The sequence below is a fragment of the Microbulbifer mixtoriginis (SeqCode) genome (genome assembly GCF_052466865.1).
Genome location: NZ_CP174293.1, coordinates 2,173,561 through 2,189,519 on the forward strand (window position 1 = coordinate 2,173,561; position 15,959 = coordinate 2,189,519).

15 protein-coding genes are annotated in these 15,959 nt (G+C 39.9%); 4 read left to right on the forward strand and 11 right to left on the reverse strand.

The features are described from left to right. Positions 1–45 precede the first annotated feature (45 nt). Positions 46–765, reverse strand: a complete 720-nt coding sequence (locus ACJJJA_RS10090) for a glycerophosphodiester phosphodiesterase (RefSeq protein ID WP_444904482.1) — start codon at positions 763–765, stop codon at positions 46–48. A gap of 374 nt (positions 766–1,139) precedes the next feature. Between ACJJJA_RS10090 and ACJJJA_RS10095 the strand changes: the two genes are divergently transcribed. Next, on the forward strand, positions 1,140–2,105 hold the full coding sequence (locus tag ACJJJA_RS10095) for a UDP-glucuronic acid decarboxylase family protein (protein WP_444904483.1): 966 nt from the start codon (positions 1,140–1,142) through the stop codon (positions 2,103–2,105). Positions 2,106–2,171: 66 nt separating this feature from the next. On the opposite strand, the gene ACJJJA_RS10100 is transcribed toward ACJJJA_RS10095, so the two are convergent. Next, on the reverse strand, positions 2,172–2,951 hold the full coding sequence (locus ACJJJA_RS10100; protein ID WP_444904484.1) for an amidohydrolase family protein: 780 nt from the start codon (positions 2,949–2,951) through the stop codon (positions 2,172–2,174). Positions 2,952–3,087: 136 nt separating this feature from the next. Here ACJJJA_RS10100 and ACJJJA_RS10105 point away from each other — a divergent pair, with 136 nt between their 5' ends. Both ACJJJA_RS10105 and ACJJJA_RS10110 read left to right on the forward strand, forming a co-directional pair. Further along, positions 3,088–4,491, forward strand: a complete 1,404-nt coding sequence (locus tag ACJJJA_RS10105) for an MFS transporter (protein ID WP_252085516.1) — start codon at positions 3,088–3,090, stop codon at positions 4,489–4,491. A gap of 278 nt (positions 4,492–4,769) precedes the next feature. Next, positions 4,770–5,402, forward strand: coding sequence for an MIP/aquaporin family protein (locus ACJJJA_RS10110; protein WP_444904485.1), 633 nt, complete (start codon positions 4,770–4,772; stop codon positions 5,400–5,402). Between the two features lie 22 nt (positions 5,403–5,424). On the opposite strand, the gene ACJJJA_RS10115 is transcribed toward ACJJJA_RS10110, so the two are convergent. The 5 genes from ACJJJA_RS10115 to ACJJJA_RS10135 form a co-directional block, all read right to left on the reverse strand. Then, positions 5,425–5,904 (reverse strand): AAA family ATPase, encoded by a 480-nt coding sequence (locus ACJJJA_RS10115; RefSeq protein ID WP_444905237.1) that lies wholly within the window; start codon positions 5,902–5,904, stop codon positions 5,425–5,427. 198 nt (positions 5,905–6,102) lie between these two features. Further along, positions 6,103–6,960 carry a hypothetical protein gene (locus ACJJJA_RS10120; protein WP_444904486.1) on the reverse strand — a complete coding sequence of 286 codons (858 nt, stop codon included), beginning with the start codon at positions 6,958–6,960 and terminating at the stop codon, positions 6,103–6,105. A gap of 634 nt (positions 6,961–7,594) precedes the next feature. After that, entirely contained in the window at positions 7,595–8,656 is a 1,062-nt protein-coding gene (locus ACJJJA_RS10125; RefSeq protein WP_444904487.1) for a HupE/UreJ family protein, read from the reverse strand. Next, positions 8,646–9,560, reverse strand: coding sequence for a peptidylprolyl isomerase (locus tag ACJJJA_RS10130; RefSeq protein ID WP_444904488.1), 915 nt, complete (start codon positions 9,558–9,560; stop codon positions 8,646–8,648). Before ACJJJA_RS10130 ends, ACJJJA_RS10125 begins: the two co-directional genes overlap by 11 nt. A gap of 104 nt (positions 9,561–9,664) precedes the next feature. After that, positions 9,665–11,581, reverse strand: a complete 1,917-nt coding sequence (locus ACJJJA_RS10135) for a DUF3604 domain-containing protein (RefSeq protein WP_444904489.1) — start codon at positions 11,579–11,581, stop codon at positions 9,665–9,667. A gap of 175 nt (positions 11,582–11,756) precedes the next feature. On the opposite strand from ACJJJA_RS10135, the gene ACJJJA_RS10140 reads away from it, so the two are divergent. Next, on the forward strand, positions 11,757–12,785 hold the full coding sequence (locus ACJJJA_RS10140; protein ID WP_444904490.1) for an AraC family transcriptional regulator: 1,029 nt from the start codon (positions 11,757–11,759) through the stop codon (positions 12,783–12,785). Between the two features lie 1,190 nt (positions 12,786–13,975). Here the strand turns inward: ACJJJA_RS10140 and ACJJJA_RS10145 are convergent. The 4 genes from ACJJJA_RS10145 to ACJJJA_RS10160 form a co-directional block, all read right to left on the reverse strand. Continuing rightward, the gene (locus ACJJJA_RS10145) at positions 13,976–14,347 is read right to left on the reverse strand and encodes a VOC family protein (protein WP_444888723.1); all 372 of its coding nucleotides are present in this window, start codon (positions 14,345–14,347) and stop codon (positions 13,976–13,978) included. Between the two features lie 138 nt (positions 14,348–14,485). Then, positions 14,486–14,842, reverse strand: a complete 357-nt coding sequence (ybiA, locus tag ACJJJA_RS10150) for a riboflavin biosynthesis intermediates N-glycosidase (RefSeq protein ID WP_444888724.1) — start codon at positions 14,840–14,842, stop codon at positions 14,486–14,488. A 330-nt stretch (positions 14,843–15,172) separates the two neighbouring features. Then, positions 15,173–15,247, reverse strand: coding sequence for a transposase (locus tag ACJJJA_RS10155; protein ID WP_444905238.1), 75 nt, complete (start codon positions 15,245–15,247; stop codon positions 15,173–15,175). 170 nt (positions 15,248–15,417) lie between these two features. Further along, complete coding sequence (locus tag ACJJJA_RS10160) at positions 15,418–15,957, reverse strand: hypothetical protein (protein WP_444904491.1); 540 nt, start codon at positions 15,955–15,957, stop codon at positions 15,418–15,420. Between the last annotated feature and the right edge of the window lie 2 nt (positions 15,958–15,959).

The following is a 15,959-nucleotide window of genomic DNA, read 5'->3' on the forward strand; positions in this document are numbered from 1 at the left end:
TTTTTAAGTCAAAAATAATTGCCGATTAAGTTTTTGATTGGTTGGTTATGTGCCCATAATTTTTTCGTTAAAATCCAAGACCATTTGTGGTCTGTCAGTAAATACTCCATCCACACCCTGTGAGGCAAGTAGTGCTAAGTCGTCAGGGTTATTTACAGTGAAAATATAGTTTTTTAACCCTCGATATTTGGCATCGTTAAGTAAATCTTTGTGGAGGAAGTCCAAGGCAGTATGTAGTGAATAAGCTTTCAAAGGGGCTGTACATGCGGCTAGATCAAGGGGAACCCCAACTATTATTACACCGCGGCGAACTTCTGGTAGTAGGCGTAGGCATTCATATAATTGTAATTGATCAAATGAAGATACTATATATTGATCAAAAGTAGCCCCCCTATCTGTAACAAATGTACGAATCTCTTGTGCCAATAGTGTCGCACAATTAGGGCCTTTGAGTTCTATGTTTAATTGAGCCTTGTCACCTATTAAGTCTAAGACTTCTTGTAGCGTTGGAATCTTACTGCCACAGGGTAGAGGCATAGCTCTAAGAGTTTCTGGTTGCATGTCTGTAATAATTGAATTCCCAGGTTGTAAGCGACCTAGGCGCCTGTCATGAGTAACAAGAAGTTGACCGCCAATATTCCATATATCAATTTCCACTCCTCCAACCTTTAAATCCAGTGCTTCGCCTATTGCCTGTAAGGTGTTTTCACTATACGAGTCTTGGTAACCTCGGTGAGCAAAGCAGAAGAGAGTGCCTAATGCCATTTTCAGAAAGTCCAAGTAGTTGATATAAATAAATGATTTATAAGGTGTATTCTAGAAGATTGTATTGTTATTAATGCTAATCGATAGTGGCTTGTAAGTGTTAATGGGTAGTTCTCTCAAATAGTAATGTGTTTCCTTAGCTAATTTGGCTGAGACTTAATAGGTCACTGTTATGGGTTGAATTATGAATCCTTGTGGGGCTTACCATTTAACAGTGGCGTGAAATATTGTGATACAATTATCTTTATGGCATAAATAATAAGTGGCTATATTTAACTCTATCTTAAAGATAGTGTATTTGATAGGTTTTATGGATTGGGTGTGTTATTCGCTTCTATGATTTATAGGTTTGGTGTTTTAAATGTGGAATTATAATGTCACGAATATTGGTTGCAGGTGGCGCCGGCTTCTTAGGGGCTCATCTATGTGAAAAATTATTGGGAGAGGGGCATGATGTCTACTGCGCTGATAATTTACACACGGGGGTAAAGCACAATATAAAACATCTGTTATCGAATTCATGTTTCAATTTTATTCAGCATGATGTAACAAACGCATTATATGTTGATGTTGATGAAATTTATAATCTGGCTTGCCCAGCTTCGCCAATTCATTACCAGGTTGATCCAGTACAGACGCTAAAGATTAATATTAATGGCGCAATTAACATGCTTGACCTTTCAAAGCGAGTTAACGCCAAAATACTCCAGGCTTCATCAAGCGAAGTCTATGGAGACCCTGAAGTGCATCCTCAGTCTGAGCAGTACTGGGGAAAGGTAGATCCGGTGTGTATGCGTTCATGTTATATTGAAGGGAAACGGTGTGTTGAAACCCTGTTTTTCAGTTACTTCCGTCAATATGGATTACAAATTAAAGTAGGTAGGATTTTCAATACATACGGACCAAGAATGCACCCAAATGATGGGCGTGTAATAAGTAACTTCATCGTTCAGGCGCTTAAGGGTGATGATATAACCATATATGGTACGGGCCAACAAACACGAAGCTTTTGCTACGTTGATGACTTAGTTGAAGGATTGATTCGCTTGATGGGGGCTCCAGCAAACATAACGGGCCCCATCAATCTGGGAAATCCATCTGAGATTACTATTAGTCAGCTGGCTCAGCGTATACTTTCATTAACGGGGTCATCTTCAAAATTGATCTACCTACCATTACCTAGAGATGATCCTCGTCAGCGTAAACCAGTTATTGATCAGGCAAAATCTTTACTTAATTGGGAGCCCAAAGTAAAGCTAAACGATGGACTTAAACAAACCATTATTTACTTTGAGAAGCTGCTTTGTGCAAGAGGGAGCTCTGGGTTATTGAAAAATTAATTTCAAAGCCTTAAACATTGAAGTTGGCAATATTGATTGATAGATTAATACACATTAACTTCCTATCTATTCATTCTGGTGAAAATAAAATGCTTTAGCATTTTGCCAAAGAACTTGGTTGGCTCCCGTTTCATCCAGGGTATTTTTAATTAATGTGACATCCTCATCTCGAAAAGGACGCGGTGCTCTAGTAGACGGTAAATCTGAACCGAACATAAGGCAGCTAGGGTTAGCCTGATAAAGATCCTTAATGGCGTTAGATGGATTGAAGTCCAGGCGCCCAAATCCTGTTGCTTTCACTCGTACACCTTTTTCGGCAAGAGATAGCAGCAACTTGAGCCCAGATTGACTCAACCCCAGGTGATCAATAGACACGCTGGGTAGGGTTAGTAAGGTGCTTTCTAGAGGGGCCAAATTGGCTGAATCTATATAGAGTTCTACATGCCAATTGACCAGATCATAGACTCTTTGTGCGAAATCTTTGATAGTTGCTGCAGAGATTGAACCCCCACGCTTTAGATTGAATCTTACAGCACGGACGCCATGTTCATTGAGCGCCAATATCTTTTCATCTCTGGTATCTGGCGGAAGCTGGATCACTCCTACAAAATTCTTCCCTAGGTTTTTTAGGGCATCCATTAGGTAGGTGTGATCATTACGCTGAAAAGACCCGGAAATAACTGCACCACCGAGAAGGTCGTAATTTTTTACCCGGTCCAAATAGTCGCTGGTGGTAAAGAAATCAGGCGTAAATCCTTGATTTGAAAAAAGAGGAAAACCAGGGGTAATAATGTGAAAATGACTGTCGAAAATAGCAGTTCTATCTGTAGGCATAATAAATAACATCTAAAGACTTTGGGTTGAGTGACTTTCTAAAAGTAATGCGCTCACAAAAAATTAATACTAAAAGGGTCAGATAGGCCAAACTTTCTAGAACGATTTTTTAGTTCGTGCTGTAAAAATAAGTGCCGGGAAGGATACCATGACAGAAACTAGGACTCCCCTGACAAAAACCCAATTTTGGGGTTTGGTAGCACTCAGTCTAGCGGTATTTCTTATTGCAAATGACTTCACAGCTTTCTCTGTAGCGATTCCTGCAATGGAGAAGGAGTTTAACTCTGATATCACTACGGCTCAGTGGGTAATAAACGGATATACCCTGGTTTTTGGCGTTCTAATCATCTCCGGAGGGCGCTTGGCCGATATGTTTGGGCGCCGACGTATCTTCTTTATCGGCACTGCAATCTTTGTCTTTTTTTCTCTTCTTGGTGGACTGGCTGTAGACATGTGGATGCTCCTAATATCTCGGGCACTAATGGGTATTGGAGGCGCAATGATGTGGCCGGCCATTCTGGGGATGATCTATGGATTAATGCCGGAGGATCGTTCAGGCTTGGCGGGTGGCTTAATTATGACAGTCTGCGGAGCATCCAATGCCATTGGGCCAATGTTGGGAGGAATACTAACTGATTTAGCTAGTTGGCGCTGGATCTTTTTTATTAACATCCCCATTGCGATTCTGGCTTGCCTAGTTTGTTGGAAGGTGATCGCCGATGACAGTCCGGATAAAATTGATGAAAAAATAGATTATGCAGGAGTAACGACCCTGTCTATCTCTTTGTTTGGTTTGCTCGTTGCGCTGGATTTGGCGGTAGACTTTGGTTTTAAAAGCCCCTGGATAGTCTCTTTATTTGCAGTTTTCTTGATATTTTTGGGGCTTTTTATCATCGTAGAACGCAATGCTGGCAAGAATGCCTTAATCCCTGAAGATGTAGCTACAAATAATAAGTTCTTTGCGGCGGGTATGGCAACATTACTACTCTCTGTGGTCTTTTTTGCAGCATTGCTCTATATCCCTCAGTTTCTGACCAAGGTTAGGGGTTACTCAGCAGCATTTTCTGGAATAGGGTTGTTACCTATGATGGCGGTATTTGGCATAGTTTCCTATATATCTGGCAGTTTGTATGAAAAGCTTGGAGCAAAAGTGATTGTTTCTGCAGGTACCATTTGTATGTGTATAGGAATGTTTATGCTTTCGCACATGACTGCCAATACCACCTATCCGGTGCTTATTCCCGGCTTGATGATTCTGGGTGCGGGGGTTGGGCTCTTCTATTCCACAATAACGACTGCGGCGATAACGGTAGTCGATCCATCCCGATCAAGTCTAGCTGGAGCAATACTTTATATGTATCAAATAGCCGGTGGGGCATTAGGATTAGGAATGAATACCACCATCGTTGCTATGGCTCCAGATCTTCCCACAGGTATTGATAGAGCTTTTACAGTCAATGCCTACCTTGCCTTGGCAGGCTTTGTAGTGTGTGTTTTGTTTGTAACAGGTAAAGATGTGAAGGTAGATTATGAAGAAGAGGGGATTTTGTGAAGCTCTTTAGAGAATTTATAAGGTGCTCTAACTTAAGTTATTAGGGAGGACAGAGATTCTCAGTGATCACTCTTCAATGATTGAAAGCTATTTAATCAATAGAAACATCTTTGGTAAATAAAAATCACGTAAAACCAGATCTAAATTAAGCCATTCTATGATGTTTAATAGTCTACAATCATCTAGGCAATTTTTAAGTGCCCAATAGAAAAACAATTTTTCAGTCAAATCGATTGTATTAATGCTGAGAATAATTTGCTGATGTTGAGAGGATGCCTATGAATTATACTTTTATACAAAAGTTATCTGCAGAATTGATTGGTACCTTCATTCTCGCTGCAGCGGTATTAACCTCTCTAACCCCAAGCAACCCTTTTCCCATAGCGACACCTATTGCTGCGGGGCTTGCATTGGGCTTATGCGTATATCTCCTTGGGGGCATTTCTGGCTGTCATATAAACCCAGCAATTTCTTTTTCCATGTTAATCTCCAAGAAGATTAGCTTTAAAGACTTTCTGGGTTATGTAATTGTTCAAGTTTGTGGAGGAGTTTTGGCGTTACTGATGGTAACCATGTATGTGCCATTGGGGCAGGAAGGTTGGCTGGTTTCCCATAAAGCCTCTGTTTTTAGCGGTATTGGTGAAGCATTGGGGACTGCTTTCTTTAGTTTTGGGGTTATGTCTACGACATATAATAAAGATATAAGTAAGGCCACCTCAGGGATTGTTGTCGGTGGCTCATTACTGCTAGGGTTGATTGTATCCCACAACGCTTCATACGGAATTTTAAACCCGGCTGTGGCTTTGGCAACAAAGGCCTGGAGCTGGGATTATTTATTCATGCCCTTTGTTGGTGGAGCTGTAGGAGCATTGATTAGTTATTTACTATTTAGGCCCAGTAAACATACTTAGTAGCATTGTAGAATCACCCTTTTTAAGTATAAGTTTGATTTTTATTGTAAATAGATTTCTTTCCTTGGAAGGATTTATAAAATTTCAAATGTGAGTCGTAAGAAAAGGTATCTAGCCTTGTTTTATAATCCTTTATCCAATTAACCAGCATATTTAGATTTGAATCTTGAGCTTCTTTAGAGTCATACTTATGCGGTTCCCATGGTCTAGACTTGGCATTGTGTATACATTGCTCAATGCTAAGATCCATAAATATGATTTCAGTGGCTTGGTCAGCCAGAATTTCTAATAAATCTGTATAACACCCCTCTACCACCCAGTTTTCATGTTCCTCTAGAAAGTCAATGACCTTTAATTGAGATTCATCTAGAGGCATTCTTTGCGGGGGAGAGGTTGGCAGCCATGCTAAAGTGTCTAAATCTAAATGTGCAAGTCCTAACTTCTGGGAAAGATACTTTGCTAGAGTGGATTTCCCTGAGGCTGAGTTACCAAATATTAACACCTTGCTCAATGATGTATCCTATAAAATAGTTGAAGAGAATTAGTTTAATAACTCTTCCTGTGGATTTTAAGAGCAGAAATAGTAGTAAAGAACGATGTATGTGCCTAGCTTGTCTCGGTACTAAGGTTGACCAAGAGTACTATTTCTGCGCGTTGAATAGATATTTTCTTGTGATGTAAAATAGCCGATAGTTATATTCTACCCCATAATAACTTTCGCCATATTTAGATGCGGATGCTGTGGATTATACTTAATTCCGTTGTTCGGTGAAAAACCGTAATGCTCTGCCAGCGCTGTTACAAGCACGTAAGTATAGAAGTCGCCTATGGATGTATCGCCACTGAATTTGCCAGCAGCATCTAAGAGTTTTTGCTTGTTTTCTGATAATTCTAGAGCGGTTTTATTAAAATTTTTAAGGTCTCGTATATCGCTATACATCCACGCGACAATAATTGTATTTCCTACTGCTGTTGGTGCAAAAAGACCAATGATATTTGAAGCAATAGCCAGAAAATCACGACGGACAGCTCTATAGTGTTCGCTCCAACTGGTATCCACCGCCCCAAGATTTTGTTTTAGACTTTTAAGTGCAAGTATAGTGGCCACAATTCCATTGATCTTTGAGGGGATATCGTGGATGGATGAGGCTAAAGAAGAAGTTGAAATGCCAAGGTTAATTTTTCTGTCTTTTTTGAGAGCATTATTTTTCTCAATTTTCTTGTCAATATTGTTTGTAAGGTGTGCTGTGGAACAAAGTCTTTGATAATCTACAACCGTTAACAAAAAGCTGTTTTTCATCGAGTCAAGCTGTGAGATTTCACTAACTGGCACTTTAGAAGTTAAGTATTCCCTGAGAAAGGAGTGAATAGCCAAAATACAACTAACTTCACTGTTAAGGTGATTCCAATATATCTGACCTTCTATAGAACGATCGCGGCCAGCAACGTAGTTGTTGCTGACATCTCTCTTGATAATTTTACCCCATACATCATAGCCAGTAGAGCAAAATTTAATCATTTGCTGGATTTTTAAGTCGGTGAAAATATCTGGAGTCATATGCAATCCCTTGATGAAATTAAATGTTCAGTATTTTCTCATTATTATTAGTTCTTCAAGCGCAAGAAAATTACTTAACCAAAAGATATAGGAATAGCTAGACAGGTTGTGAGTAAAATTTGATATAAACCATATTTTGAAGAGGCTGTATACCAAATGCCTTTACCTATAGCTACCCGTTACAAACCGAGCGAATACTAGCATACTCACTTCTCAAGCAAATTACCTCTTGGCACACTGACTTTAAGGGCTGGATTACTGGCTTGAGATGAAAGAATCTGAAAAGAGCCAGCTATGAACACTTACACCTAATTGGCACCAATGTGCACACTGCAGCGGACTTCAATATCTGTACTGACGTTTTAGTTAGTCTCTTTATGAGGTAATGATGAAGTGGATTGTACCAGATATGGAAAGTTTGGCACCTTATGAATCTTATTATATATCGGTCTGATACCCGTGCAGGGTGTGATTTGAACGATGTTTCATTGAGTTGCAGCACTGCAAGCGCAGCATTCTTTTCATAGCGATAGTACAAATAATACGATATGGCTGAGCCTTTTGGGTCTTTCAGGGTTCGAAATGCTTTATTGGATTAATATCGGTTTAACCTACAGTTAACAGTTTACTTAACTTAGTAAACCAAACCCAGAGCTCTGTCGATTGACCAATATGCACTAACTACTCCAACTGGATAAATAATGTACCCTGACTGTGCGAAGATATATTTATAAAAAAATGAAACGCTCCACCTTGAAAAGGTCCACTTGATCAGGAAAATTGAAGCAATCAAGACTAAAACAAAGAGTATCTGCCCAAGCTCTACACCTATATTAAAGCTAAACAAAGCGATGATTTTCTGACTTTGTGGAAGACCTAATTCTGTTAATGCACTGGCAAACCCGAACCCATGTAACAACCCAAATCCACCAGCTACAATAGCAGGATAACGCCAGGTCAAAGTATTTTTATTACCCCGCTCAATGGCGTATACAATTTCTGCGGCTAGAAACATAATGCTTAATGGGATCAAAACTTCCACAACATCAATTCTAATGGAGAATAGATTTAAACTTGCGAGCCCCAATGTGAGGGAGTGTCCTAATGTAAATCCACTAATAGCGACTAAAATACTCTTAAGGCCTTGGGCAATAAATACTAAACATAATACAAAAAGCAAGTGATCATAGCCCTCTAGTATATGTAGAAATCCAGCCTCAATATACTGTTTAATACACTCCCAAATAGTTAATTTGTAAGGTAAGTCTATTACTAAGATCTTTGGGCCACTAAAGATGTTGATTGTATCACCCTTAAGTTTTTTATATTGAATTAAGCTTGATAAGGCAGGGTTAGCAATTGGGTATGAGATTTTTAATTTAAGGGTGTTCTCTGCTCCTTTAAAATCATGCAGGTGGGAGGCTTGACATAGATAGCTCTTAACATGACGCCCAGAAAAATCTAATGTAGTTGAGTGCCTTTGGCAAAAATTTCCTGTCAAACTTACTTCAGGCTCAGTACCTGGTTGCATAACTGGCGGTGTTTTCCAGCGAAGGATGTATCTGCTTTCCGAGATCTCTTTTAATTCAATGTAAAGCGGTCTTCCATCATGCGCAAAGCTTAGATTATTAAAGATTGTACCTAGTAAAGAAATTATAATGGTTGTAATGGTCTTGTAGAGACTTCTATTTAGCATAGGTTGTTTCTATAGGCACATAAGGTAAGGAGTTGTCCCACTCAACTCTATACTCAGCCAGCAATTCTTTAAATTTCATTTTTTTATTCACTTCCAATTTTTCTCGTCGATAATCCTCTAGAACTAATGGGTAGGCCTCGCTAAGGCTGGGTAGGCGACTTTTTTTGTGATCGCTAACCAATATCAGGTGTAGACCATATGGGGACTCAAGCGGGCCAGACCAGGTGTTTAAGGGCAGGCGGAAAACATTCTGCGCCAAAGTATTTCCGAGATGGTTAGCTACTAGTTGAGAAGTTCGTTCTACATAGTTTCGATGGAAAAGAAACCTATCCCCATAGAGGGAAGATTTTTCAAAAGGGATTGATTGTTTTAAAAGTTGATCCAAAGTCTTCTTGGCGGTCTCCTCTAAATTTTCTTTAGAGTAATGCCTCGCATCAAAGAAAACATGGGTGAAAGTAATTGATGCTTCGATGCGATATTTTTCTTGATTAAGTTGAAAGTAATTTTTCAAATCTTCATCAGTAATACTTATCTTACTAGAAAAACCTCCAGTTACGTAGTCCAGCTTTTGAATAAGTCGTCTTCGTATAATTTGATCATGCTCCTGTAAACCTAGATTGATCGCTTCTCGATAAAGTATTTCTTCCCTAATGTAATCATCAATCAAGTTGAATTTTTCAGTTTGAGTTAGGCTTTGCCAATAACGCCTAGCAAATGTTTGGTTGAATGTTTTTTTCTGAAATTGGAGGTGCTCAATGATCTTGTCTTCGTTTATAAGTAGGGTGTATTCTTGATTGAATCTATTATCTTTGTTTAGAAATTCTGCAGCGATGAATAGTATTAATGCGATAATGAAAAAGTGTAGAAGGGGTTCTTTTCTTAGTTCTTCAAACTTCCACTGCATTTAATGTCCTCCATTGATATTTATAGAGAGTTTCTATTCTTCATCAGAATGGATTAACGAAATTAACCATCAGGCTTCTTTAGTTATCGGGTTTATTAAAGATATTAGGGGGTATACCAGATAGGAGAAGTGTAAGCACGCTCCTGGAGAACCGCGGGCCCTTCAGGTGGTATCTGAATACTTCCATTATTAACTTCTTTTGAGGCTACGGCATCGTAGAGTGAATGGCGTGGAGTAGGGATCTGCAATACTCGAACATAGTAAAAAGCGCGTGCATTTACATCAAAATCTGGGTCTTGCCATAAAGTGGATAATTCAATAGAACCAATCTTATTGGTATATTGTCCTGTTTCTCGATTTACTGTATCACCCACAGAATCTAATTTTCCTTGGTTGTTAAGAGTACGTTCCCCAGACCAAGCAACATTGAATATTTTTTCATGGCTTTTTCCTGTCGTATCTAACCAGGATTTAACAACTTGGATTCTATCCAGATTTGCTCCTTTGGGATCTTTAACCGCACGTATGAGCAGCTGAATTGGTTTGTTAGCTTCTTGTGGTTTGGTCAAATCTCCTCCCATAGGTACGCCATGGATGTATCCCAATTCGGCGATATTTTCAGCATTTATGGCGTGCTTAGGGAAGTTCCAGCCGGCAAAGACACGTACCTGTATTCTAGGTCCGGTAGTGGCATACACTTCACGGCGTTTAAACGCAGCGAAAAGGCTCTCTCTTGTATTTTCTTCTGCCCAAGCGGCAGCGAGTCCAGAAGCAGACATATTCCAGCCAGTAGCCTTGGTCCCGCCAATGACAGTGTTGGTGCGCTTGCTAGTTGGTATGGAATCATGGGCAAACTTACCCCAGAAATTGTTCTCCTCTGCAGTAGACATACCAGTATGTGAATCCGTGGACCCTATAAAACCCAACTTATAAGGGTTTACACCAATCTTATCCTGTATCTCAAGGCCAGTACGCAAGGCGGATCTAATGAAGTCACCTTTAGCAATACGGTAAGCCTCTGGATCAGCTTGTAAGTAAAATGGATAATTTTCGAAGTCGGCGAAGGGATCTTGCGGCGAAAGTTTTGAATGGGTTTCTGAATCCCCCTTAATTTGTGTTATTTCGACTAAGGGCTCCCAGCGCATACGTGTGCGCGCATACTGTGCATCAATTGGCTCACCGCGCAGTGTGGTTTCTGCGAACATGTAGCCTTTGGAAACATTGGAGTTATGGGGAATGGCAATAAATTCACTGCCAGTTCGTTGAGAAGTCTCATCTAACCAGTACCATAAATCCTCTGGATATTGGCTCTGGTCAGACCCAAAAGGAAGATACTGCCTAGCCTTTTCTGCACCATCTGGGGACACCACGACCCGGTGTAAATTAGCCCCGGTTGGTGTTGAACTCCATTCCCAGCCTATAAAGCTGGTGAAGGTACCTGGGTTATTGTGACGCTCTGCGGCGTCGATTATATCGTTCCAGGCGTTTGTCCGGGTTTTATTCAAATCTCCAAGCACTGGTTCCGGGGGCTGGTTAGCTGGATCCTGGACAGGATCAAGGTAGGTTTCCGAGTCTAGTGCTTTAGCTGGCAGCAGCTCATTGAAAATATCCATACCCTCATTGATCGATACCTTATAGCGAATATGCTGCTTGGCAAACCAGCGCATCATCGACTGATAAAAGGACATCTCGCTATCGAGCTCATCTGTTTCATTAACCACTGCTCTCATAACACCCAATCCTTCAGCGTGATCCGATACCACTAGAAAATCCAGAGGTGTATCGATACGTACTTTTGCATGGGTATAAGGGTGAATGACCGGTTGCCCCTTTGCCCAGCGGTAAGCGGTATCCGGGGTTGCCGAATAATTTTGGCTTAAGAAGGCATCAAATGAGTATGAGGTATGAAGGTGCATATCTCCCCAAAAAAGCTGAGTCGGCTCATTGGCAATAGCAACATGATGCACAGTGGCTACTGCCAGCCCGGTAAGAAACACAACTTTTTTTATAAGACTTTTCATGTTTTTAATCGTTATAGTTGTTTAACTTTTTTAAAGCATAGACTCACTTAACATGCCAAGATTGTTAGGATAATCTTGACAGGCAAGGAAATGAGTCAGTGGATGCTAATCGATTGGCTTATAGGTTTCTTTGCCGATAAGGCCAATCTCTTGACTAATTAGGACATATGTGTAAATGGCTGAGTATGGACACACGACCATTGCAACCTGGGTATTACCCATTATTGAGACCTTGAAACCATATTGTTCTGCCCAAGAAATCCTACGGTGTGCAGAAATTGACCCAAAATGTATTGAGGATGCAAATCAAAGAATACCTCTAGATAATATGAAAAAACTATGGGAATTCGCCGAAGCTATCTCAGGTGATGATTGTATTGGATTGCAAGTTACTAAGTACGTCAAACATACAAATCTTCACGCTCTAAGTTATGCTCACTTGTCGAGTAGCTCCATTAGAGAAAGTTTATTGAGGTCAGCACGATTTTCAGAGGTGGTCACCACCGCAATGAGAATTAATATACATGATGAAAAGAAGCAAGTTATAGTATCTTGGAAAAAAGTCGATGATTTTATTTATGAGCCAAGTATTCATGCTATAGATGCCTTTATGGCATTGCTAATAAAGTCCATTGGGAAGATATGCCCAGATGTCCATCAACACTTAATATCTATTAATCTACGGAGACCGAGACCTTCCGTTCTTAAATACCATCAACGGATGTATAGGTGTCCAATCAATTTTTCGGCTAATGCTTGTGAGATTAGATTTAAGCAAGAGTTTGTTGACCGGAAGCTCTCTTCAGGAAACAATGAGTTAGTTAGCATTAATGAACAGGCCCTGATAAGTTATTTAGAGCGATTGCGGAAGAGTGACATAGTCAGTATGACTAATAGAGTGCTTATTGACCTGATGCCCTCAGGAGATTTTTCACAAGAGGCAGTGGCCAGGGAACTTGCTATTAGTTGTCGTAGCCTACATAGAAAACTCAAAGAAAAAAATTCCAGTTATCAGATCATTCTGGATAAAATACGTAAATATCAAGCGGTTCAATACCTTAAACAACATGAGCTTCCTATCACTTTAATTGCCTATAAACTAGGTTTCTGTGATACTAGTAGTTTCTCTCGAAGCTTCAAAAAATGGACTGGACAATCACCGCGCGAATTCCGGAATAATTGTAGTGAAAGTGTCTCTATTTAAATTCGTATAGGCTGAGTGCGAGTATGATCTTCCAAAGAGACAGCGGCTATATTTGAGTTTTGTATATGTGAGATTAATTGAGTCCAGATATTCTCTTGTTTGGTGTCGGTGATCCTGATCTTCTTGAGGCTTCTATATACAGGCCTTTGCATATTGAGCTATTCAGGCCAATCCATTTTTGGCGATCTTTGTTGTGCGAATATAGTGTGAAGATCTATTACTTTATGGGCAGTATCTAGAATATTAAGCTCGTATTTCTTGTCTCCTATTACCATATCTTTGGTAGTTCGATGGTCTTCTTAGCTTTAGTGTTTACGTCCTGGACGATCCAATATGTAGGATGGTGTAGCACTGACAGGCTCTTTGGAGGATAGTTGGAATCATATCATCTACTATTTACTAGGGTAGGATGGCTAAATTTACGGCCATAAAATTTTAGGCTTATATATGATTTAATACTGTGCTAACAATCAGTAGCATACAGTAACTATGATGAAGTATGCCCCATATTGTTGTCTCAGCCGTTAGAGGCTAATTGTCAAGGGTCGGTCTTAGTAATGTGCTATTTGTGGATACTTTACGCTGGCTATAGATAGCCTCTATACATCTTAGAATTTGTCTATTTTCTATATATCGAGTACTCTCATCACTGTTAAGCCGCTTATAAAAAACTTGAGGTTTAATATTCAAATTTCTACACAAGTTCCTGACACCAAAGTCCCCCCGATTAGATACAGCGAATACAAATCTTTTAGTTTTTGATATTTCAGGTGCGCTCTTCAATTTTTTAGGAGACTATTATCCTTCTGTAATTTTTTAATCTGCTTTATTAGACGTTTTATTTCTTTGCCGTCATTCTAAGGTTAAGATTTCATTGTTATCGTCATACTTAATCTACAACTGAGCTTCTCGACCACCTTGCTTTCGCTACTCTCCTGTCGCCATCTATACATCATACTGTATGCAGGCCAATGATATTGGTGATAGTAGTTGTTTCTACTTTCAGTTGATTAGTGAAAGCTACTGCGCTAACTTTGAACTCTGTTGAGTATTCAATAATACTTTTTCGCTCAGTATTTTTGGTGTTTTCGTCTACCTTATTTAAAAGGTAGGCCTCTATTTAATGAGAGATGGTTTCAAGCATTCTGAGCAGCCTAGTCGAGTGATTTTCAAAGTACCTGTTATATGTTTTATTCATTAATTACACAGAACCCATTACCAAAAGGGTCTGAACAATACGCAATGGAACCCCATTCACCACTTTCACCGCCTTCATGCTTCCCTCCTAGCTTAAGAACTCGATCAACTATTTCATCTACGTTCTCTGTTAGAAAGTCAATATGGATGGGGGTCCAATGACGAGAATAATTTCGTTTGGCTGACTCCGTGGGAGCTGAAATTGATCCCGCTTCTTTCTCTTGCAGATAAATATCACAATTTTCAACAGAAATTACAGACATACTACCTTGATCTCTTAGTTTTTTACAGCCAAGAGCTTCAATATAAAAATTTTCAGCTTGTTTAAGGTTAGAAACATCAATGCTGACAGAAAGCTTTATCATAATATATCCTCTAAAATTAATTTTGGACAAATAACACTAAGAAAGAAGGCATAAAGCATAAAGGCTGTGCGAAAATGGCGGAGCTGCTCCACGTTTGAATCCCAACCCCAAAGCAGCGGTGTGAACATCATTACTTTGCTATGTACCATTACCTCTAAGCTGATTACGAATAACCATCAACGCAAAACCAAGGAGGTTTAATCCTCTCCATTCATTAGGGTTCTGGCATCTATCATCGTCTTCTGCCAGACCTATCCCCCAGATCTTATCTACTGGACTCGCCTCAACAAGAATTTTATCGCCTGTATTCAGAGGGAATTCCTTGAGCTTATCATTATTCTTGAATTTGCAGAAATTCACACGAACAACAATATCAAAGCGTTCTTTGTCCCTTATATCTTGATCGAATCCAGCTACTTTGCGACCTATCGCCTTTGCTGCACCTGCTTCTTTGACTTTAAGAAGTTCTGCTGCTGCAGAGTTGTCTCCAAGCAACCTTTAAACTTAGCAAATGTCTCTCGGGTTTTCTCGATTGTTAGCATCTTTCTAATCGTGCGAGGATGTGGCAACCGCCCTCGCCATCGATAATAACCCAATCTGGAGACTTTTAAATGTCGACACATCAAGCTAACCGGAATTGACCCTACATGCTCTTGTATCAGTGTGTACTTTACTCTTGGTGGTTCGCAAAGTACGCAGCTGCCTTTTTAGAAATACAACCTCCGGACGAGCTTCATGCAGTTCCTTTTTGAGCTTGCGAACTTCAGCGCTTTCCTGTTTGGAATAGTCGATGCCGTCTGAACTATTGAACTGCTTATCAGACAGTCAATTAAATTGACGACGCCAGTTGTAGATCTGCTGTGCGCTGACGCCTAACTCTCGTGCCACAGAAGCTGTTATTGCTCCAGCTTTTTCTGCTCACTTAACTGCCTCTCTGCGGAACTCCTCCGTGTTAGGCCTAAACCTAACTATACGGGGTGTCTACTAAGCTTGGGTGAGTCTTAAATATAACGCCAAGCTAAATGGACTGAAAAGCCGCAAGGCTTTTTGTGTCCATTTTGAACGTCTTGTTATATGTTTTTATTAGCATGTAGGGTCTCTACATAGTATTCAAGTGGTTTATTGGGCGACACTAAATCTATGATTGTAAAAGGTAGTAGGAGTATATGACTATAATGTTTTTCATTAACTGAATAGGTATTAGAATGATGGAGCTCTCCGTTTTTATATAGGTCAAATTTATATATGAAGAGGTCTTTATTTTCTCCCCAAGTTGGGATGAGGCCTAAGCTCAGCGCACTAATAAAAGAATCGCCACCTGCACCTCCGTGCCAATATTTGATATCTATATCAAGGTGGTAATTGCTCTTAGCTTGGGCTGTGTGTACTGGGACGGAGTCTAGCCTAACGCTAGTATTTAGGGATTCTTTGGTTTTTTCAAGAATATCATTCCTAGTCCATACTTTTGTATTTTCACTGATACTAATTGAATAAGAGTGTATTTTTATGGGAGATTCATTGGTTGCTTGCTTCACTACGGGTTCTAACTGGTAGGTGGTGCAGCCAGAGACAACCAGAATCAATATGAAAAAATAACCTTTAAATTTCATGA